The organism is Cryobacterium sp. Y62, from assembly GCF_002929785.1.
GTDB lineage: Bacteria > Actinomycetota > Actinomycetes > Actinomycetales > Microbacteriaceae > Cryobacterium.
The window spans coordinates 1-20,689 of record NZ_PJJK01000089.1; the positions used below are offsets into that span (position 1 = coordinate 1).

Annotated in this window: 18 protein-coding genes, 2 tRNA genes and 2 pseudogenes; 17 read left to right on the forward strand and 5 right to left on the reverse strand. The window is 61.8% G+C overall.

Annotation, left to right across the window (positions count from 1 at the left end):
- The first annotated feature begins 247 nt into the window (after nt 1–247).
- The 10 genes from dnaG to CXY71_RS04860 all read left to right on the forward strand — a co-directional run bounded on the left by dnaG (nt 248) and on the right by CXY71_RS04860 (nt 11,243).
- Nucleotides 248–2,113 (forward strand): DNA primase, encoded by a 1,866-nt coding sequence (gene dnaG / locus CXY71_RS04815; RefSeq protein WP_104134551.1) that lies wholly within the window; start codon nt 248–250, stop codon nt 2,111–2,113.
- Nucleotides 2,114–2,310: 197 nt separating this feature from the next.
- A complete protein-coding gene (locus CXY71_RS04820) occupies nt 2,311–3,948 on the forward strand; it encodes an ABC transporter substrate-binding protein (RefSeq protein ID WP_104134552.1) in 1,638 nt (545 codons plus the stop codon).
- 100 nt (nt 3,949–4,048) lie between these two features.
- Complete coding sequence (locus tag CXY71_RS04825) at nt 4,049–5,140, forward strand: ABC transporter permease (RefSeq protein WP_104134553.1); 1,092 nt, start codon at nt 4,049–4,051, stop codon at nt 5,138–5,140.
- 2 nt (nt 5,141–5,142) lie between these two features.
- Nucleotides 5,143–6,231: an ABC transporter permease gene (locus tag CXY71_RS04830; protein WP_104134554.1), complete on the forward strand. Its 1,089-nt coding sequence runs from the start codon at nt 5,143–5,145 to the stop codon at nt 6,229–6,231.
- Nucleotides 6,231–7,928: an ABC transporter ATP-binding protein gene (locus CXY71_RS04835; protein WP_233204411.1), complete on the forward strand. Its 1,698-nt coding sequence runs from the start codon at nt 6,231–6,233 to the stop codon at nt 7,926–7,928. The genes CXY71_RS04830 and CXY71_RS04835 overlap by 1 nt, the downstream gene beginning before the upstream one ends.
- A 5-nt stretch (nt 7,929–7,933) precedes the next feature.
- Complete coding sequence (locus tag CXY71_RS04840; protein WP_104134555.1) at nt 7,934–8,863, forward strand: ABC transporter ATP-binding protein; 930 nt, start codon at nt 7,934–7,936, stop codon at nt 8,861–8,863.
- A 231-nt stretch (nt 8,864–9,094) separates the two neighbouring features.
- Nucleotides 9,095–9,167: transfer RNA gene (locus CXY71_RS04845), tRNA-Asn, on the forward strand.
- Nucleotides 9,168–9,291: 124 nt separating this feature from the next.
- Nucleotides 9,292–10,167: a sensor histidine kinase gene (locus CXY71_RS04850; protein ID WP_104134556.1), complete on the forward strand. Its 876-nt coding sequence runs from the start codon at nt 9,292–9,294 to the stop codon at nt 10,165–10,167.
- A gap of 9 nt (nt 10,168–10,176) precedes the next feature.
- A complete protein-coding gene (locus CXY71_RS04855; RefSeq protein ID WP_104134557.1) occupies nt 10,177–10,941 on the forward strand; it encodes an AzlC family ABC transporter permease in 765 nt (254 codons plus the stop codon).
- A complete protein-coding gene (locus CXY71_RS04860) occupies nt 10,938–11,243 on the forward strand; it encodes an AzlD domain-containing protein (RefSeq protein ID WP_104134558.1) in 306 nt (101 codons plus the stop codon). Before CXY71_RS04855 ends, CXY71_RS04860 begins: the two co-directional genes overlap by 4 nt.
- On the opposite strand, the gene def is transcribed toward CXY71_RS04860, so the two are convergent.
- A complete protein-coding gene (gene def / locus CXY71_RS04865) occupies nt 11,240–11,812 on the reverse strand; it encodes a peptide deformylase (protein WP_104134559.1) in 573 nt (190 codons plus the stop codon). The two genes, CXY71_RS04860 and def, sit on opposite strands and share 4 nt — an antisense overlap.
- 40 nt (nt 11,813–11,852) lie before the next feature.
- Between def and CXY71_RS04870 the strand changes: the two genes are divergently transcribed.
- From CXY71_RS04870 to CXY71_RS04885, 4 genes are all read left to right on the forward strand, one after another.
- On the forward strand, nt 11,853–12,767 hold the full coding sequence (locus CXY71_RS04870; protein ID WP_104134560.1) for a DMT family transporter: 915 nt from the start codon (nt 11,853–11,855) through the stop codon (nt 12,765–12,767).
- 248 nt (nt 12,768–13,015) lie between these two features.
- Entirely contained in the window at nt 13,016–14,197 is a 1,182-nt protein-coding gene (locus tag CXY71_RS04875) for a glycosyltransferase (protein WP_104134580.1), read from the forward strand.
- Between the two features lie 38 nt (nt 14,198–14,235).
- A tRNA-Ile gene (locus tag CXY71_RS04880) sits at nt 14,236–14,309 on the forward strand.
- A 120-nt stretch (nt 14,310–14,429) separates the two neighbouring features.
- Nucleotides 14,430–14,717: an AlpA family transcriptional regulator gene (locus tag CXY71_RS04885; RefSeq protein WP_199184214.1), complete on the forward strand. Its 288-nt coding sequence runs from the start codon at nt 14,430–14,432 to the stop codon at nt 14,715–14,717.
- 339 nt (nt 14,718–15,056) lie between these two features.
- Here the strand turns inward: CXY71_RS04885 and CXY71_RS04890 are convergent, their stop codons facing one another.
- The 3 genes and pseudogenes from CXY71_RS04890 to CXY71_RS21800 form a co-directional block, all read right to left on the reverse strand.
- On the reverse strand, nt 15,057–15,506 hold the full coding sequence (locus CXY71_RS04890) for a single-stranded DNA-binding protein (RefSeq protein WP_104134561.1): 450 nt from the start codon (nt 15,504–15,506) through the stop codon (nt 15,057–15,059).
- 215 nt (nt 15,507–15,721) lie between these two features.
- Nucleotides 15,722–16,504, reverse strand: a pseudogene (locus CXY71_RS21795) (type IV secretory system conjugative DNA transfer family protein); the annotation flags it as partial.
- A 490-nt stretch (nt 16,505–16,994) separates the two neighbouring features.
- Nucleotides 16,995–17,310 (reverse strand): annotated as a pseudogene (locus tag CXY71_RS21800) (type VI secretion protein); the annotation flags it as partial.
- Nucleotides 17,311–17,687: 377 nt separating this feature from the next.
- Here CXY71_RS21800 and CXY71_RS04910 point away from each other — a divergent pair.
- Nucleotides 17,688–18,149: an SRPBCC domain-containing protein gene (locus tag CXY71_RS04910; protein ID WP_146071576.1), complete on the forward strand. Its 462-nt coding sequence runs from the start codon at nt 17,688–17,690 to the stop codon at nt 18,147–18,149.
- Between the two features lie 285 nt (nt 18,150–18,434).
- On the opposite strand, the gene CXY71_RS20960 is transcribed toward CXY71_RS04910, so the two are convergent.
- Entirely contained in the window at nt 18,435–18,587 is a 153-nt protein-coding gene (locus CXY71_RS20960) for a hypothetical protein (protein WP_158253982.1), read from the reverse strand.
- A gap of 89 nt (nt 18,588–18,676) precedes the next feature.
- Between CXY71_RS20960 and CXY71_RS22565 the strand changes: the two genes are divergently transcribed.
- Both CXY71_RS22565 and CXY71_RS04920 read left to right on the forward strand, forming a co-directional pair.
- On the forward strand, nt 18,677–19,147 hold the full coding sequence (locus tag CXY71_RS22565; RefSeq protein WP_104134563.1) for a dienelactone hydrolase family protein: 471 nt from the start codon (nt 18,677–18,679) through the stop codon (nt 19,145–19,147).
- Nucleotides 19,148–19,291: 144 nt separating this feature from the next.
- Entirely contained in the window at nt 19,292–20,659 is a 1,368-nt protein-coding gene (locus CXY71_RS04920; protein ID WP_104134564.1) for an NAD-dependent succinate-semialdehyde dehydrogenase, read from the forward strand.
- The last annotated feature ends 30 nt before the right edge of the window (nt 20,660–20,689 follow it).

The window sequence follows — 20,689 nt, forward strand, 5'->3', positions numbered from 1 at the left end:
CCAGCTCGACCAGCTCGACCAGCTCGACCAGCTCGACCAGCTCGACCAGCTCGACCAGCGTGATGGTGACGTTCCTAAAATTGCGCCTCGAACATCGCAATAATGACGATTTCGAGAGCGGCGGAAATGGTGGGGTTTCGAGCAGGTCGCGTCGTGGGTGTGCGGGCTCGACAGTGTGCCCGTGCTTCGCAGGAAGACAGTGTCGGCCGTGAGCGACTCTGTCGGTGCGCACCGATAGAATTAATTCATGGCTGGACTGATTCGACAAAGTGACATCGAAGAGGTCAAGGCCCGTACTAACATCGCGGACATCATCGGTGATTATGTCACCCTGAAGTCCGCCGGTGTCGGCTCGATGAAGGGACTTTGCCCCTTCCATGACGAACGTAGTCCCAGCTTTCATGTGCGCCCGCAGGTCGGCTTCTATCACTGCTTCGGCTGTGGCGAGAGCGGCGACGTGTATTCCTTTCTACAGAAGATGGACCATGTCAGCTTCAGCGAGGCCGTTGAACGGCTCGCGGGTCGGGTCGGCCTCGACTTACACTACGAAGACGGCTCCGGAGCGGCCCCCGACCACGGCAATCGCGCCCGCCTGCTCGCGGCCAACCAGGCGGCATCCGATTTCTTCAGCGACCAGCTCGGCAGCGCGGGCGCTGAGGTCGGCCGGACGTTCCTGGGGCAGCGCGGATTTGACGCCAACGCGGCGACCCGGTTCGGCGTCGGGTTTGCGCCCAAGAGCTGGGACGAACTGACCAACCACCTGCGCGGTCGCGGATTCACCACCGAGGAACTCACCTTGTCCGGTCTGGTCTCGAGCGGCGATCGCGGCATCTATGATCGTTTTCGTGGCCGCCTGGTCTGGCCGATTCGCGACATCACCGGGCAGACCATTGGCTTCGGAGCGCGCAAGCTGCTCGACGACGACAAGGGCCCGAAATACCTCAACACCCCCGAGTCCCCGGTCTACCACAAAGCTCAGGTGCTCTACGGCCTCGACCTCGCCAAACGTGACATCTCCCGCAGTCACCAGGTCGTCGTGGTCGAGGGTTACACCGACGTAATGGCGTGCCACCTGGCCGGCATCACCACGGCCGTCGCTACCTGCGGCACCTCGTTCGGCGTCGACCACATCAAGGTGCTGCGCCGCGTGCTCGGCGATGATTCCGGCGTCGGTGAGGTCGTCTTCACCTTCGACCCTGACGCCGCCGGTCAGAAGGCCGCCATGCGCGCCTTCAGCGAGGAGCAGCGATTCTCCGCTCAGACCTATGTAGCGGTCGGCCCGGAAGGACTCGACCCCTGCGACCTGCGGTTGCAGCGCGGCGACGACGCAGTACGCCGCATGGTCGACTCGAAGAAGCCGATGTTCGAGTTCATGATTCGGCAGATTCTCTCCCAGTACAATCTCGACACCGTTGAAGGCCGAACGGCTGCCCTGCGTGCCGCGGCCCCCGTGGTCGGGGATATTCGCGACCCGGTGCTGCGCCCCGGCTACACCCGGGAACTCTCGCGCATGCTTGGCGTCGATATGGGCGAGGTTGCCAAGGCGGTCACCAACGCCCAGTCCGGATCGCGCTCCTCGGCGAGCGGCGGGCCGAACGCTCCCCGGCATGCCGGCGCGGTCGAAGTGCTGCCGGAGCGCCCGTTCTCGTTGGTCGAATTGCCCGGCGACCCGGTCACCCGACTTGAACGCGACGGCCTCATGGCCATGCTGCAGCGGCCAACGCTGATCGGCCGGGACATCCTCGACAGCGCGGTGCAGACGTCCTTTGTGAATAGCTCGCTCGCGGTGGTGCGCGACGCGATCGCCTCGAGCTTGCCGCACTTCGATGCACCCGACTGGCTCGATCGCGTTGTCGCTGAGGTTCCGGACACCCTGAAGAACCTTGTTCAGGAGCTCGCCATGGCCAATCTGCCCGAGCGCACTGAGAAGGACGTCACCCGCTACGTGCGCGAGATCACGATCGTGCTCATCGATAAAGACCTGCTGCGCCTCAAAGCCGAATTGCTTGGTCGACTGCAACGAGCGGATGCTGGCGATACCGAGATGTACCGCACCCTCCAGCGCGAACTAGTGCGCGTCGAGGCCGAGCGGCGGGCCCTCCGCGACGATTAGCGCATGCGCAACATTTGAGCATTTCCCCGCCAAACTGCAAGATATGAGTCGTGGATTGTTGCAGATATGTAAAGAAGCTGCGTCTGATCGTGGTCATGTGCGAATTCTGTGCTAATTCTTTTCTTACAGCAATGAACGGCTGTGCCTTTTTGGGGCGCTCCTGGTCATGAGACTTCTACAGGAAGAGGACGACGGATATGACATCCGCATTCACCACCGGCAAGCGTGCTCTCGCTGCCACAGCCGGCTTCGCGGTCGCAGCACTGGTTCTGTCCGGTTGCGCCTCGGGCGGGAGCACCACCCCCGATGCGGCAGGCGGTGGCCCGCTCCTCATCGGCACCACTGATAAGGTCACCACCCTTGACCCGGCCGGCTCGTACGACTCCGGATCGTTCTCGGTGCAGACGCAGGTTTTTCCGTTCCTCATGAACAGCGCCTATGGCACAGCGGATGTCGAGCCAGACATTGCGGTCAGCGCCGAGTTCACCTCCCCGACGGAGTACACCGTTGTGCTCAAGCCCGACCTCAAATGGGCCAATGGCAACGCCCTCACCGCATCTGACGTCAAGTTCAGCTTCGACCGCCAGCTCGTGATCGCGGCCGATACCGGCCCGTCGTCCCTGCTCTACAACCTCGACAGCACGGCTTCCGTGGATGACACCACGGTTGTCTTCACGCTCAAGGCCGGGAACGACCAGATCTTCCCACAAATTCTGTCCAGCCCCGCTGGAGTGATCGTGGATGAAGATTCCTTCTCCGCGACCGAGGTCACGTCAGACGATGACATCGTTGCAGCTGAGGCCTTCGCCGGCCAGTACGTGCTGACGAGCTACGGCTTCAACAATCTCCTCTCTTACAAGGCGTACGAGGGATACCAGGGTTTGCTCGGCGCACCCAAGACGGATGTCATCAACGTCAAGTACTACACCGACGCCTCGAACCTGAAGCTCGACGTGCAGGAAGGCAACATCGACGTCGCGTGGCGCAGCCTCTCCGCGACGGACATTGACGACCTGCGCGGCAACGACGCGGTCAAGGTCGTTGACGGCCCCGGTGGAGAAATTCGCTACATCACCTTCAACTTCAACACGCAGCCCTTCGGCACGACGACCGCTGAGGCCGACCCGGCCAAGGCCCTCGCCGTTCGTACAGCAGTTGCCGACGTTGTTGATCGCGCCGAGCTCGCCGATCAGGTCTACAAGGGTACCTACACACCGCTGTACTCTTATGTTCCTGCGGGCATGACCGGTGCCACCGAGTCGCTCAAGGGCCTCTACGGCGACGGCGAAGGCGGACCGGACGTTGAGAAGGCCGCTGCGGACCTCGCTGCTGCAGGCGTGACAACGCCGATCGCGCTGAACCTGCAGTACAACGCCGACCACTACGGCCCCGGCTCGAGCGACGAATACGCGCTGATCAAGGATCAGCTGGATGCCTCCGGCCTGTTCACCGTCAGCTTGCAGTCGACCGAGTGGGTCCAGTACTCCAAGGACCGCGTCGCCGACGTGTATCCCGCATACCAGCTCGGCTGGTTCCCGGACTACTCCGACGCTGACAACTACCTGGCCCCGTTCTTCGCCGAGGGAAACTTCCTCAAGAACCACTACGACGACGCCGACGTTACTGCCCTGATTCAGAAGCAGGCCGTCACCAATGACCCTTCAGAGCGCACCGCGCTCATCGAGGAAATCCAGGACAAGGTTGCGGCTGCACTCTCCACTGTGCCGCTGCTTCAGGGCGCCCAGGTCGCCATCACGGGTACTGATGTCACCGGAACCCAGGACACACTCGACGCGTCCTTCAAGTTCCGTTACGGCGCGCTGGCCAAGGGCTAGGCAGCACTTCGACTAGAGCCTTTTCTAGTTTGATCACCGGGGGTATCCAGCGATGCAATCGCTGGATACCCCCGTTTCTTTTTGCAATTGTGAGGTAGCGATGAGCACTGTGGCCATGAAGCCGCCAGCACCGGCGGCCGGGCGTCGTTCGAAGAAGAGAACCAGCCCGGGCGGTGGAATAGGCCGCTATCTTCTCATTCGGTTCCTACTCATCTTCCCCACCATTTTTATTCTGGTGTCGATGGTGTTCTGGCTGATGCGCACCACGGGAGACCCGATCACCGCTGCGCTCGGCGGAAAGCTCGGGCCGGACCAGCTCGCCGTACTCATCAGCGAGGCCGGCTACGACCGCCCCATCATCATCCAGTATTTCGAGTACCTCGGCCAGGTCTTCACCGGTAACTTTGGCACGACCATCAGCACCAGCCGCCCCGTATCCGAGGTTCTGCTCACCTACGGCTCCGCGACGGCCGAGCTCGTCTTCTACGCGCTCATCGTGGCGTTCATCGTCGGTATCCCGCTCGGAATGGTCGCCGCGTACTGGCGAGACAAGGCTCCGGACGCTTTTCTGCGCGTCTTCGCCATTCTGTGCTACGCCACCCCGGTGTTTTTCGCGGGACTCCTGCTCAAGCTCGTCTTCGCGGTTTGGCTCAAGGTCCTGCCGGTTGCCGGCCGCGCCACTGTCGGTTCCGAACTGGAGATGCAGTTTCTGCCCGACAAGACCGGCATCTACTTCATCGACGCGCTGAAGACGGGCAATCCTGCCCTCTTCGGCGACGTGCTGCTGCACGCCGTGCTTCCCGCGTTGGCCCTTGGGCTGCTCACCGCCGGCGTTTTCCTCCGGCTGGTGCGCACCAACGTCATCGGTACCCTTGGCACCGATTACGTGGATGCGGCCCGCTCGCGTGGGGTGAACGAGTTTCGGCTGGTCAGCAAGCACGCTTATCGTCCGGCGCTGATCCCCATCATCACCGTCATCGGATTGCAAATCGCCTTGCTGCTCGGTGGCGCCGTACTGACGGAGACCACCTTCGAGTGGAAGGGTCTGGGCTTCATGCTCATTGAATTCATCAAGGCCCGCGACTTCGTGGCCGTGCAGGGAATTGTGGCGCTCCTTGCCGTGATCGTGGCCCTGTCCAACTTCATCGTGGACATTATTGCCGCGCTCATCGACCCGAGAGTGCGGTACTGATCATGACAACGTTCACTGAAACCACGCACGCAGCCAAGGCTCCGCTGTGGACCCGACTGCCCGTCGTTCACCAGTTCCGTCAAAGCGTTGGCTTGCAACGGGGAATGCTCCTGATCGGCCTTGTTATTACCGGTATTTTCATCCTCACCGCCATTTTTGCCCCTCTGCTGGCGCCCTACGGCTTCAGTCAGCTGCGCGGCGACGGCGACCCCTTCGGTGCTCAGCAGGCACCGAGCGGTGAACACCTTCTGGGCACCACCGTCGGTGGCTACGACGTGCTGTCGCGGGTCATCTGGGGTTCGCAGACCGCGATTGCGGTCATGGTTATCGCCGTTGTGCTGTCGATTTTCGCCGGCGTAGCCCTCGGTCTTGTCTCCGGCTACTTCGGTGGGTGGCTCGACCGGGTACTTGTCGTAATCTGCGACGCCGTTTATGCCTTTCCGGCGCTGCTGCTGGCCATCGTGATGGGTATCGTCATTTCGGGTGGACGTTCCGGTCTGTGGGGCGGAATCTTCGCTGCGGCGATCTCCATCACCGTGGTTTTCATTCCGCAATACTTCCGCGTGATTCGCGCGGAGACCGTGCGCATCAAGGCCGAGGCTTACGTCGAGTCGGCGCGAGTGCTCGGGGCCAGCAGCGGACGCATCATGTTCCGTCATGTGTTGCGCAATGCCACGCGCACCCTTCCCCTCATCTTCACGCTCAACGCCTCCGAGGCGCTGCTCACCTTGGCTGGCCTTGGCTTCATTGGCTTCGGCATTGAACCCTCGTCGGCCGCCGAATGGGGCTACGACCTGAACAAGTCGCTCTCCGACGTCACGAGTGGTATCTGGTGGACCAGCCTGTTCCCCGGGCTCGCCATCGTGCTTGTAGTGCTGGGCATCACTCTGGTCGGCGAAAGCCTCAATGACCTTGCTGACCCGCGGCTGCGCAGCCGGCGTGCTCCAGGCAAGACCACCGGCGTCGTCGCCGCGACCAGCGTAGTTCCCGGCGGAACCCTGGCGGCCGGCCCGGGCGGCATCGAGGGGCTTGAGGCCGGTCTGTCGGCTCCCGACCCACATCCGAACGACGACCCATTCGAGGCCAAATAATGAACTCCCTGCCCGACGTCGTACGCATCGACAACCTCAATGTGACCTTTGCCACCGATGGGGGTGCGGTCAAAGCCGTCGACGGAGTAACGCTGCGCGTCGCTCCCGGCGAGATTCTCGCCATCGTGGGGGAGAGCGGCAGCGGCAAGACCGTCACCGCCAAAACCATCCTGGGCCTGCTCCCGGAAACGGCGACCGCCCACGGCGCGGTCATCCTGAGCAACAAGGACGGCTCCCAGTCCAACGATGTGCTCTCCGTCAGCAAGCAGAAGCTGCGTCAGCTACGGGGAACGGATGTTTCCATGGTGTTCCAGGAGCCGTCAACGGCTCTGAACCCGGTGTACACCGTCGGTTGGCAAATCGCCGAGGGGATCCGTGCCCACGGTGAGTTCAGCCGCAAGGAAGCCCGTGCGAAGGCGATCGAGATTCTCGGCCGGGTCGGCATCCCCGATCCCGATAGCCGCGTCGACTACTACCCGCACCAGTTCTCCGGCGGCCAAAAGCAGCGCGTGGTCATTGCCATGGCGCTCGTGCTCGACCCTGGGCTGATCGTCGCCGACGAGCCAACGACTGCGCTCGACGTGACAGTGCAGGCCGAGATTCTCGACCTGCTGCGGCGCTGCCGCGACGATTTCGGTACCGCGATCGTGCTGATCACTCATAACATGGGCGTTGTCGCTGACCTCGCCGACCGCGTGGTCGTCATGTACGAGGGCAAGGTGGTTGAAGAGGCCCCCGCCCAGGAGCTGTTCTCCAACCCGCGGCACGACTACACCAAACGACTGCTCGGTTCGGTGCCTCGCGTTGGTCATGGCACCATCCGGGCTCAAGCCCGGGCCGCAGCGCGTCAGCCGGACTGGGCTGAGCAATCTCCGGTCGTCGTCGCCGATAACCTGAAGATCCAATACCCGGGCCGACTCGGCAAACCCGGCTTCACCGCTGTCGACGGAGTGAACTTTATCATCCGACCGGGCGAGGTACTGGGTCTGGTCGGCGAGAGCGGTTCCGGCAAGACCACCATCGGTCGCGCAATGGGCGGGCTCACGCGAGTTACCGGCGGCTCGCTGACGGTGCTCGGCCACGAAATGAACGGTTTTAGGGAACGCGCTTTCAAAAAGGTACGCAGCGAGATCGGATTCGTTTTCCAAGACCCGGCTTCGAGCTTCAACCCCTTGCTCACCATTGCCGAGTGCGTCGCCGAGCCGCTTGTCGTGCACGGGCGAGCAGCAAATACCCGCGCCGCGCGCAAGCGCGTGAACGAACTGCTCGAGGCGGTGCAATTGCCGCGCGCCTACGGCGATCGCTACCCGCACGAACTCAGCGGTGGCCAGCGTCAACGAGCAAGCCTCGCCAGGGGACTCGCGCTCGAGCCGAGCTTGCTCATCGCCGATGAGCCGACCAGCGCCCTCGACGTGTCCGTGCAGGCGAAGGTGCTCGAACTCTTCGCCGAGATCCAGGCGGAATTCGGGTTCGCGGCCTTGTTCATCAGCCACGACCTCGCTGTAGTCGACATTCTCGCTGACCGCATCGCCGTGCTGTACAAGGGAAAAGTGGTCGAGGAAGGCACCGGTTCCGAGGTGCTCGGGGCTCCGAAAGACCCATACACGCAGCGACTGCTCGCCTCGCTTCCGGTTCCCGATCCGGCCAGGCAGGCCTTGCGCCGGAATGAGCTCCGCCTTCTGCGTGCGGCAGGATAGACACTATGAAGCAAGGCGCGGCATCCGTTTCCCCGATCAATTCGAGTGATCTCACCATCGAATATCCGCCGCACGGGGCGAGCCCGGCGTTTGTCGCGGTGCACGGCTTCACCCTGAGCATCGCTCCGGGTGAGGTCGTGGGGTTGCTCGGCGAAAGTGGGTCCGGCAAGAGCACCCTGGCCCGGGTGCTCTCCGGTGCAGCGTTTGTCAGCGAGAGCACCGGCATCCGTCCCCAAATCACCGGCGGCGAAGCGACCGTGCTCGGCTTCGGCCTGCGCCGCATCAGCAAACGCAAGCTCGCGCGGCTCACGTTCGGCGTCGGCTTGCTAGCCCAGGACGCGGCTGACACCCTGCCGTCGACCATGACGGTCGCCGAGATTGTCGCCGAACCGGTACTTGAACGCGATCGACGCTACAACCGTCGTGCCCTCGGGGCACGGGCCGCCACCATGATCGATGCGGTGCGGTTGCCTCTGGCCGTTCTCGGTCAGTACCCGTATGAGCTCTCCAGCGGCCAGCGTCAGCGCGTGGCGCTGGCCCGCTCCCTCGTGTTCGGTCCGTCACTATTAATCGCTGACGAGCCCACAGCGGGCGTTGACGTCACGGTGCGGGGCGCCATCATCGACCTGATCAGCGACCTGCAACGGGAGCGTTCCTTTTCGGCGCTCGTGATCAGCCACGACCTGGCCGTGCTGAGGCAGGTCGCCAACCGCATCGGTGTCATGCATCAGGGTGTGCTGGTCGGCCTTGGCACCATCGAGGAGGTTTTTCAGGACCCGTGGCACCCCTATGTCAGGGGACTCGCCGCCGCTCTGCAACCCGACAAAGTCGAACCGAACGTTCAAGCCGCTGTTGACAGGGCTGGCGCGCCCGCGCTCGATGCCGCCGATGGTGCCGAGAGCGACGATGAACCGGATGCCGCAGTCAGCTTCTGAGACCATTCCCCAGCCCTTCCAACCCGATTTCAGACCGGGGCAGTCGGTGCTCGCGCCGACACGCCCGACCGTACTTTAGCGCGTGAGACTGCACAATTGTTGTGCCGACCCGACTTTACGGGGCTGAACGGGTTCTGAACGCTTCGAATGGTGCCTGCGGAGGCGAACAGAACTCCGTGTGGTTTGGGCTCCGCGGGAAAACTTGGTAATGTAGCAACGCTGCTCAAGCATTCCTCGATAGCTCAATTGGCAGAGCAGCGCACTGTTAATGCGCAGGTTCTTGGTTCGAGTCCAAGTCGGGGAGCGAAAGGCCACTCAGGGCTCCACCCCGGGTGGCCTTTTTTGTCGGGACATTCCTGCCGACAAAAAAGGTCTACCTCAGTTTTCAACATGCGTCACGGCTTCGGCACAAGAGACGGCGGTCAGTAGTGGAGTTCGCGCAACTTCTGGTACCGGCGCTCGGTGCACTGTGCGGTGCGCTGTTGGTGCTTTGGATGATCGGTCTGCTGCGTTCACGCCGGATCGTCTTTGACCGCAACGCCGCCGAGCGCGTGCGTATCGAGTTGGAACTGTCCCTCGCCGAGCAGCAGGGGCGTCTGGCCATCATTCGCGAGCTGCAGGACGGTGCCGTGCTCACCATTGCCCGCCTGATCACCCGGGCCGAAGGCGCGCGATATACCGCCGAAAGTGATCCATCCACGGCCGTACGTGCCGCCACCGCGCTCGTCGACGACGGCCGAGTAGCCCTCGCTGACATGCGCCGGGTGCTGACGATCGTGCGCGAAGGCGAAACCGTCGGTGCACTTCAACCCGGCCCGCAGTCCACCCGCGACCTGTTTCGGGTCATGCGCGATGCGGGCCTCGTGATTAGTTTCAGCGAATCTGGCGAGCGCTTCGCCCTCAAAGCGGGCGCTGAACTGGCCATTTTCCGCATCCTGCAGAGCGCCCTGTCGAACGCGCTCAAGCATGGTGGGGTCGGCACCGAGGCCCGCGTATCGTTCACCTGGACGCAGGACGGCCTGCAGCTGCTCGTCGATGATGACGGCATACGGGCCGCCGCCCGTCGCGACGGCAAGGAGACCGGCGAACAAGCGGCGCGTACCCCGTATTCGATCGAAGATGATCTCAAGGCCCTCAGCGAGAGCATTGCGGGCCCCGGTATCACCCAGATGCGGGAGCGCGCCCAGCTGTTCGGCGGCGTGTTCAATGCCGGAACCGTTCCCGGCCTGGGGTTCTCCGTGTCGGCCGTGTTCCCATCGCTGCGCTTTCACAACGGCGTGCACGGCGTCGACTTGTCCCGGTAGATCAGCGGCATGAGCGAAATTCTGGCCGAAAAGGTTGGTGAACAGCATCAGCAACGATTGGCGACTCGTGAAGGCATCGCTGTGGGGCTTGCGACGGCCGCCTACGGAGTGTCCTTCGGCGCGCTCTCGGTCGCCGCTGGGCTCGATATCTGGCAAACCTGCTTTATCAGCATTGTGATGTTCTCCGGCGGGTCCCAGTTCGCCCTGGTCGGTGTGCTCGCCGCCGGTGGTGTCGCGGCTGGCCCGGCTGCGATCGCGAGCGCGACCCTCCTCGGCGTGCGCAACGGCATCTACGGCATGCGTACCGCACCGATCGTCGGTAGCGGGCTCTGGAAACGGTTTGCTGCTGCCTGGATCACCATCGACGAATCGACCGCGGTAGCCCTGGCCCAGCCGACCCCGCATAGTCGGCGGGTCGGCTTTTGGGTCACCGGTCTCGCCGTTTTCATTGGCTGGAACATCACAACTCTGCTCGGCGCCCTGATTGGGGACGCTCTCGGCGACACTCGAGCCTACGGTCTTGATGCGGCTGCCGCAGCAGCCTTCGTCGGCCTGCTCTGGCCACGATTGAAGCGGATGCAGGCGGTCGCGGTGGCCGTCGCTGCTGCGGTCGTCGCCGCGACACTCACTCCAGTGCTCATACCGGGCTTGCCCGTGCTGATCGCTGCTCTCGTCGCGGTCGTAGTCGGCCTGTTCAACTGGCTGGGAACGCCCGGCGTACCGGGCGGAGCATCCACTCGCCGACCGAGCGATGGATCGGGGCGGGACTCTTGACGCTCTGGCAGATCATCATTGCCGCATCGATCGCCGTGCTCGCGCTGAAACTCGCGGGGTACCTGGTGCCCCCAGCCCTGCTGCACAAGCCGACGCCGGCCCGCATCGCCGACCTGTTGACTGTGGCGCTGCTGGCGGCGTTGATCGCGGTACAGACGCTCGGAAACGGTCAGGCGCTGGTCCTGGATGCCCGCATTCCGGCGGTTATTGTGGCGGCTGGTCTGTTTGCAATCAAGACGCCGTTCATCGTGGTGGTGCTCGTGGCAGCCCTGGTCGCCGCCGGGTTGCGCGCGCTGACCTAGCCTTCGAGGTTGTCGACGCCGGGAATCCAACTCAGGCCCGGAACGCCCCAGCTCTTCTTGCGCGCGACCTTGGCGGCCATCTTGGCGTAGACGTGCTCCAAACGGTCGACGTAGAGCGTACCGTCGAGGTGATCGAACTCGTGCTGGAAGATGCGGGCGAGCCAGCCATCCGCTCGAATCTCAAAAGGCTGTTGTTCCGCGTCGACAGCCCGCAGAATGGCCGATTCGGCTCGCTTGAGCGGAAAGCGTTCACCGGGGAACGATAGACAGCCCTCATCCTCGTCGACATCCTCATCGTCGACCGGTTTGGCAGAGACCGGAGTGATCCAGAGCTCCGGGTTGATCGCCACTCCACGCCAAGTCACTTCGTCGTCGTCCTGAAAGCTGTAAGTGAAGATTCGCAGCCCGACACCCACCTGCGTGGCGGCCAAGCCCACCCCCGGCGCAGCATCCATCGTCTCGAACATGTCTCGAACCAATTCGCGCAGATTGTCGTCGAAATCGACGACGGAAGCTGCGGGGGAGTGGAGAACGGGGTCACCAGAAATTACTATCGCGCGTACGGGCATTTCTCCAGAATATCGGGAAGCTTGTGGATAGGGTCATGAAGTGACTTCTGACCTAACCGATCTGGCGACTGAAATCGCTATTGATCCCAGGCAGGCCATCGGAATTCCGCTGGCCCTAGTCGGCGCGGTCTTTCTCTCCCTCGGTGCCCAGTTTCAACATCGTGGGGTCACCAAGGTCGAAGCGCACACCAATGAGGTCACGGGTGGGCTGACCGTTCGCCAGTTGACGCTGCTGCTTTCGAGACCTTCCTGGGTGTTCGGATCGCTCATGCTCGGCCTGGCGATCGTGTTTCAGCTCACGAGCCTCGCGTTTGCGCCCATCATCGTCGTGCAGCCGCTCGGTGCTGTTGCCCTCGTGATCACGGCAATTCTCAATGCCCGGGTCAGCCGGGTCAGCCTCAACCGAGCAAGCATCATAGCGATCTCGATGTGCGTGGGGGGTGTCGGGCTGTTTGTGACCGTTGCTGCGTTCACCGCCATAGACAAACCGGTCACCGATCGCAATTTGACCACGATTCTCGTCGTGCTCGCAGTCGTCCTGCTGGTCTTCGCGTTGGCGTTCGGTTTTCGACGTCACCGGTCGCAGGCAGTCTTCTATATTCTCGGTGCCGGAGTGCTGTACGGATTTGTCGCGACTCTCGCCAAGGTCGTCATCAACCGCACCCAGAACGGAAATTTCGAGTGGCTGACCTTGACTTGTGTGCTTGGGTTGCTGCTCGCCGCCGGGCTCGGGGCCTATTTCGTGCAGAACGCCTATGCCTCCGGGCCGCCGGATCTCGTCATCGCGGGGCTGACCGTCGTCGATCCCCTAGTTGCGGTGGGAATCGGCATCATTGTGCTCGGCGAAGCCAGTCAGGCACCACCGGCAGCGGCTGTCGCCTTCGTCGTGGCGGGCGCCATCGCCATTTGGGGTGTCTTTCTGCTCGCCCGGTATCATCCCCAGTTGGATCGCTGAAACGGAAGAATTTTGGTGTTCTACGGTGCGGGCGCGTCTCTCGGTGCTCGGTTTAGAATAGGGTCGTGTACGCCGTGTCAACGACCGAGCGCGCCCGAGAATTTCTGCCGGACGATGTTCCTGGCCAACCAACGTAGGGACCACTCCACTTGTCAGATGTGACCGACTTGCAGAGCAGCCCGACTCCGGGTGTTACGCCACAGCGTGGCTCGAATGCTTCGGCGAAAAAACCGCCGATTCGGGTGCTCATCGCCGCGGACACGTTTGCTCCCGACGTCAACGGTGCTGCACGTTTCGCTGAGCGGCTCGCCGCTGGTCTGGTGGAACGGGGCCACGAGGTGCAGATCATGGCTCCCGCTGCATCACGCAAGCACGGCAGCTGGACAGAGATGCACGAGGGTCAGTCCATGGTGGTGCACCGCCTGCACAGCTGGCGCTGGTACCCGCACGACTGGCTGCGGTTCGCGCTGCCGTGGCTGATTCGCGGCCAGAGCCGTCGCATTCTCGATGCCTACCGCCCCGACGTCGTGCATTTTCAATCACACATCAACGTCGGGCGTGGCGTGTCGATCGAGGCGGCGAAGCGGGGAATTCGTTTGGTTGGTACGAACCATTTCATGCCCGAGAACATGGTGAAATTTTCCCTGGTTCCGTTGGGTTTTCAAGATCGCGTGATCAAGGCAGCCTGGCGAGCGGCCCGGCGCACGTTCGGACGTGCCTCAGCGGTGACCACGCCCACCCGGCGGGCCGCACAGTTCCTGGAGAAGTACACCGGACTGACCGGTATCCACGCCATCTCCTGCGGCATTAACGCCGATAACTACTCGCCGAACTTTGATTCACGCACGGAGAACCGCATTCTGTTTGTGGGGCGGGTCACCGGCGAGAAGCAGATCGACGTGCTGCTGAAAGCCGTGGCAAAGTTAAATCCCGACCTCGATGTGCAGGTCGAAATTGTCGGCGGAGGAGACCAGAAACGCAACCTGGAGCACCTGGCTGACACCCTCGGCATCCGCTCACGGGTCACGTTTGCTGGCTACGTGACGGATGAGGAGCTGCGCGCGGCGTACTCGCGGGCGACGGTTTTCGCGATGCCGTCGATCGCTGAGCTGCAGAGCATTGCCACTATGGAGGCCATGGCCTCCGGATTGCCGATCGTCGCGGCTGATGCTATGGCGTTGCCACACCTCGTGCACGACCAGGCGAACGGGTACCTGTTCAAGCCGAGCGATGCGCAAGATCTCGCCGATAAACTCACCCTCGTGCTCACGGCGCCACCGGAGCAGCTGGAGGCGCTCAAACGTGAGTCGCTCAAGCTCATTGCCGCGCACGACATCAAGCGAACGTTGATCACATTCGAATGCCTGTATCGTGGGGAGCCGGTGAACAATTTGGTCACCAACGGGGCCTCGGCGCATCTGCCGGAATAGTCACGTAATTCTGGCGTGACTATTTGGTCGCGCTTTTTGGGGCGGTAGCTCAGCTGGTTAGAGCAGCGGACTCATAATCCGTCGGTCCCGGGTTCAAGTCCCGGCCGCCCTACTGTAAATTCGATCTGATCAGGGCTTCTTGTCTGTACCGAAAGGGCAAGACTTGATGCAGTATCCATTTATTGGCCCTTTATTCAAAAAAATCGGTCATCTCCGGCCGCTCGTAGAGAAGGTGCACGAACCGGTTCGAGTCATCTGGAATGACCTCGATTACCTACGCGTTATGGACACCGAACGACACTTCGGGCTCAGCATCGAGCCGGTTCTAACGACAGGCGAGCTCGCCGAGTACCTCGGCGTGCAGACGCAGGCGATCTACGACCTGCATACAGACGGACGTGGTCCCTCGGGCATTCGAGTGGGCCGGGAGATCCGCTTCCGCGTTTCCGACGTGGTGCGCTGGCTCGACGGGCTCCACGAGCCAGAGACTCCCTTCGTCGACCACGATGCCAAACGATGATGGCCGGGCGACCCCGACTGCCAGTCAGCACGTTCGGTGCCATCACGATTCAACAGGTCGGCCCGGGGATCTTCCGCGCGATTACTCGCTTCCGCGACTGGGATGGTCAAACGCGGACGGTGACGGCGACCGGCCCGAGTCGTAACGCTGCGCAGGCATCGCTCAAGGCAGAACTAGCGGCCCGCCTGAGAGCCAGCGGCAGCGGCGACTCGCTCACCGCGAGCTCACCATTTCTGCTGCTCGCGGAAGCATGGCTGGAGGACGTCCAATGGGCTCGCTCCGATCGCGTCATCTTGATCGCCGGAAGCACACTCGACCAGAGACTCTGCCATCGGTGTTTCACCATCCCGTGCCGGAGAGAGCCGCTTCCGTCTCGTGCTTGATTCCAGTCCGCGTTGACGTAGCATCCTGTTCGCTGCCCGGTGTCGAGTGATGGGCTCGGTCGACCTGGTAGTTGGTGCGGGCGAGATGGTGGCCGATCTTCTTGGCGGCGAACTCTTCGCGTTGGATGGCTTCGCCATCGCGCTCGACCTTGAAGGTGCGCACGTATCCTTCGGCGACAAGGCTGTCACCTTTAGCGAATCGGGTAAGAGCCCGTTCGGCAGTAGCGCGGTATGCGACGCGGTCGTGAAACGTCGGTTCAAGCACAGTGAAGCTGCCCGTGGCTTCGTGACGGAAGTGTGGCTGGCCGCCGCGCACGTAGAACCGGGCGTCGCCGTTCTCGGTGACCGATTGTTGCGGGCCTGAGGCGATGAAACCGGACAGCGATTGCTGGGTGTGAAGTGCCATGGGACTGAACCTCCTGTGACTCGGGCGGATCATCGTGATCCGCACTCATAAAGAGGTGCACCGCGCGCTCCATGCCGTGCACCTGCCGAGAGGTGCGATCGTCCAAGGCCTTGAGCGGATGATGCAGGTCACCGTTGCTGACAGCATCCGCTCTCGAGACCGCACGAAGGAGGGCGCCGTATCCTCTGCGGAACGACCGACCGCCGCATTGGCCGTCACTCCGGCTCCTTGGCATGCACCGTCGTCAGCGGGCTCCGAGTCGGAGCCCGCATCAACCCCACGATTTCCTCGCGGTTTGCCCACAACTCCTTTGTATCGGGCTGGGCGGTCCACAACTGCCGGCTCGCGATGATGGGCGCCGCCGCTCGGAGCATGATGAGGCCGGTGCCGAAGGGCAGGATGCGGATGGTGTCGGGTGGCATGATTGGCACGCGGCGGATGGAGCGCTGCGAAGACCGTGAGCCTCGGTCGCCGATCTTGGTCGAATCGGTGGCCTCATCGCGGTCTCCAATGAGGGTGGAGAGGTCGTGCAGGTCCCGGGAGTTGGACCCGCCGCCGACCACGATCTTGACGATGGAGGAGTTCCAGATGGTGCCAGCGGGGTTGTCGCTCCACATCGTGCGCGCCTGCGCGAGAGACTGCAGCACGGACACGGTGGTGATGCCTGTACCGCTGCCCTCTGTCATGAGAGTGGGGAGCGAGGGGAGTGGCGCGAGGTTGCCGATCTAGTCGAGCGCGAGCAGCAAGGGCGGGTCGAGTCTGGCACCCGCGCTTCGGGCGGCGATGCGGCGGGTGGTCTCGACGAGGTCTTCGACGAACGCCGATACGACTGCGGCCGAGTTGTTCGAGCCGGCGCCGGTCGCGAGCAGGGTGCCGGTGCTGCGCAAGAACCCTTCGGGGGCGAACTCCTCGCCTTCCGGTGGTGAAACGGCATCTAACACTCGCGGGTCGGCCAGGGCATCTAGCGACAGGGAGACCCCTTGCCAGATGGACTCGCGTATGTATGTATGTATGTATGTATGTATGTATGTATGTATGTATGTATGTATGTATGTATGTATGTATGTATGTATGTATGTATGTATGTATGTATGTATGTATGTATGTATGTATGTATGTATGTATGTATGTATGTATGTATGTATGTATGTATGTATGTATGTATGTATGTATGTATGTATGTATGTATGTATGTATGTATGTATGTATGTATGTATGTATGTATGTATGTATGTATGTATGTATGTATGTATGTATGTATGTATGTATGTATGTATGTATGTATGTATGTATGTATGTATGTATGTATGTATGTATGTATGTATGTATGTATGTATGTATGTATGTATGTATGTATGTATGTATGTATGTATGTATGTATGTATGTATGTATGTATGTATGTATGTATGTATGTATGTATGTATGTATGTATGTATGTATGTATGTATGTATGTATGTATGTATGTATGTATGTATGTATGTATGTATGTATGTGGGTCGGCCTCGAGCATGGCCCGGAGCGCGTCGCCCCAACCGGTGGCAACGGCGGGATTGCTCAGCAAGATGGAGACTGCGTCATGGGCGGCGACCGGATCGAGAGTCCACCGAAACAGTTCGGCGGGCGGGCAGCGGTCGAGCGCTGCGGCGTGCAGAAACGATTGCAGGGCCGTTGCAGGTTTTGGCTTCCCAGAATTCGCCGCTGTCGACGCCGCCCGCGCCCAGACCGGTTCCGGCGGCGAGTCCTGCTGCTCGGTTCATGACCGTGAGCGGGTCTTCGCAACAGCGAATCGGTGACCACCGCATTGAGCGCTTGCCCACGAGCAGGTTGACCAAAGCGGATGCTCGGTCCGCCGTCCGCATCGCGGGCCTGCACATCGCGACTTCACTCGAATCTCGCGACGTGGTAGAGCAATCGGTTCATCGACGGGCGCTCTCGTAATTGATGGCGACGAAAGGACCGAGCAAACCGGGTCCGTTCGAATGCCGGTGCTGGACTAGGCGGAGGCGACTGATTGAGCTCGTGAGGCGTTCATGCGCTCCGGACTCCCAAGGACCGACCTGTAATGCGTTGTCCCTCGCAATCACGGGTACGCTCGATGAGGTGCGTTTGCAGAACATGTTGACGTGCCGCGGGGCGGGCACTGTCCCGTCGCGCTCGGCTTGAACGTGAAGGAAACTCCGTGTCTGATCACGCAAGAATCAAGGGGCACACCGTGACCCGCACCGTGCACATCGAAGCCTCTCGCGCGCACGTCTGGAAGGCGCTGACCGAGCCCGAGGTGATGGTCAAGTGGTTTGGCGACGGTGTGGGGTTCGCCGCGCTCGAGCCCGGTGCTACTGGGAGCATCGACTGGGATGACTACGGCAGCTTTCCGATCGAAATCACCGAGGTCGTGCCCGAAGGCTCGTTCGGCTTCCGTTGGTCGGGAATCCCTGCCGAACAGCTCGACGAGTACTCGACGCACGTGCGCTTCACCATCACCGATGCTGGTTCCGGGACGGATGTCACGGTGATCGAATCGGGCTTCGACACACTCCCCGGCGGCACTCGCTACCGTCGCGAACGTCTTGAGCAGAACCGAGAGGGCTGGGACGTCGAACTCGACGAGCTCGCGCTCCTATTCGTGGGTGTCACTGAGTAGTTCACGATTACAGGGGAATCGGTCGACGAGTCGGGCACGTTGCTCGGCCGGTAGAGGACTATTTGACGGAGCGCCGGGGATGTGCGTGAAAGCGCCCAAAATCCGCCCAGGGATTCCGCCGCCCGTGAGTTCTAGGAACAGCCCGCTTTTTTTATCCTTGATCAGAAGATTTGTTGCGCCCATATTGGACGGCCCCAACCCTCAAATACTCAGCCGGTCGCCGACTAGGGCTGCCTTTCCGGTATCGTGACGATCCGCTATCTGGCGATTCAACGTGACCAGAAATTAACTATAAACCCATAAACTGACCAGAATCAGGCCGTCAGCGGCAGGCTCGTCGTGAACAGTGGCGTCGGTGTGCAGCGGCAAGAGCATCCAAAGACGCACGAGTCGAATCGGGTCCTTGGCGTGCCGCAGTTCGCCGCGGACGTAATTCATCAGCGCATGGCGTTGCTCGATCCCGAGGACACAGGGCACCTGCTGTTCTACTCACGGGTCGGCACTCCGCTCACGCCCTACAACGTTCGGTGCACCTTCCGGGCGATACTTCGGAATGCTGGCCTGGAGGGCATGGACATCATCCCGCACTCGTTTCGCCGAGCGGGCGCGACGTTATCACGGCAGCGCCACACCTCTACCACCGCATTGAAGACCCCGTCGTCACCGATGGGAAGTTCAATCAAGCCCGCCGATACCACGACACCCTCACGACGGAAGGGCTCACCTGTGACATCGAGAGCGCGCAGGCCTGGATTCGCGCCCAGGGAGCACAGAAAGTAGCGATAATGGGGTTCTCTATGGGAGGGACCCTCGCAGTGTGGGCGGCAGCAGCAGCACTGCGCATCGATGCCGCAGTCACCTTCTACGGCGTCAGCTTAGCTTCGCCACGTTGGCCGGGCATCCTCAGGCGCAGCGTCAAAGCAGTGCAAAAAAATTGTTACCGAACGCCACACGACCTCGCGCCGGATAATCGACGAATTCACAAACCAGCCCGCTGATCATCCCAGCGGAGTAAGCGGACTACCCCGCGACGAAACTCCCGCTGGCCTCATTTGCCTTGACAATTCCCGCGAACATGATTGGCTCGTATTACGTGACAATTTTCGGAACAGTAATTCTACCGTGAGAAAAGGAGGTGGCTCGTGAGCCACTACGCCGTCATCAACCCCGCCACAGGCGAGACCATCAAGACGTACCCGCAGATTTCGGATGATGAACTCGAGCAGGTCATCGCATCGGCTGATCAGGCATACCGAGGCTGGTCACGCAACTCTTCAACCGACAGGGCCGCACTCCTGCGCAGGGTTGGCGATTTGCATGAGGAGCGCCGCGACGAGCTGGCGGCTATCATCGTGCGCGAGATGGGAAAGCCCGTCGACCAAGCGCTCGGCGAGATCGACTACTCCGCCGACATCTACCGTTACTACGCCGACAACGCGCAGGAGTTTCTGAAGGATGAACCAATCACCCTTCTCAGCGGCGAGGGTTCCGCCTTCGTGCGCTCCAACTCTTTCGGTGTGCTGATTGGGGTCATGCCATGGAACTTTCCGTATTACCAGGTTGCACGCTTCGCCGCACCGAACCTCATGAACGGCAACACGATCATCCTCAAGCATGCGTCGCAGTGCCCGGAGTCGGCCGCGGCGATTGAGCAAATCTTTCACGACGCAGGCTTCCCGGCTGGCGCCTATACCAATGTGTACGCGGACAGCGAGCAGGTCGCCACGATCATCGCCGACCCGCGGGTGCAGGGCGTGTCCCTCACCGGTTCGGAGGGCGCCGGCGCGGCCGTTGCCGAGGTGGCCGGTCGCCACCTCAAGAAGGTCGTCTTGGAACTGGGTGGGTCAGACCCGTTCATCCTGCTCAGCACCGACGACATGGATGCCACAGTGGCTGCCGCCGTCGAAGGTCGCCTCCGCCGCAATAGCGGGCAGGCTTGCGACGCGGCTAAGCGATTCATCGTGATCGATGAGCTTTATAACGAGTTCACGGAGAAGTTCACCGCCGCCATCTTGGCAAGCTCTCCCAGCGACCCGACCGTCGAGGGTGCAGACTACGGCCCGCTCTCTTCTCTCGGTGCGGCCGAGCATCTCGAGGAGCAGGTCGAGCGCGCCGTCGCACAGGGAGGGACCCTGGCGGCCACCGGCAAACGCTCTGGCGCCTTCTACCCGTCTGCCGTGCTCACCGATATCACGCCAGACAACGACGCATACCACGAGGAGCTCTTCGGCCCCGTAGCATCCGTCTACCGGGCAGCCTCAGAAGATGACGCCGTCACCCTTGCGAACGCCACTCCGTTCGGGCTCGGTTCCTACCTGTTTACGACCGATCCCGAGCAGGCACTGCGGGTCGCCGACCGCATCGAGGCCGGTATGGTCTACGTCAACCTCGTCGGCGCAGACAGCGCAGAGCTGCCATTCGGCGGGGTGAAAAGAAGCGGCTTCGGACGCGAACTCGGACGCTTCGGTGCCAGCGAGTTTGTGAACAAGAAACTCATCCGCATCGGCTGACCCCTCGCCGACCTCGGCGGCCGACGCGGA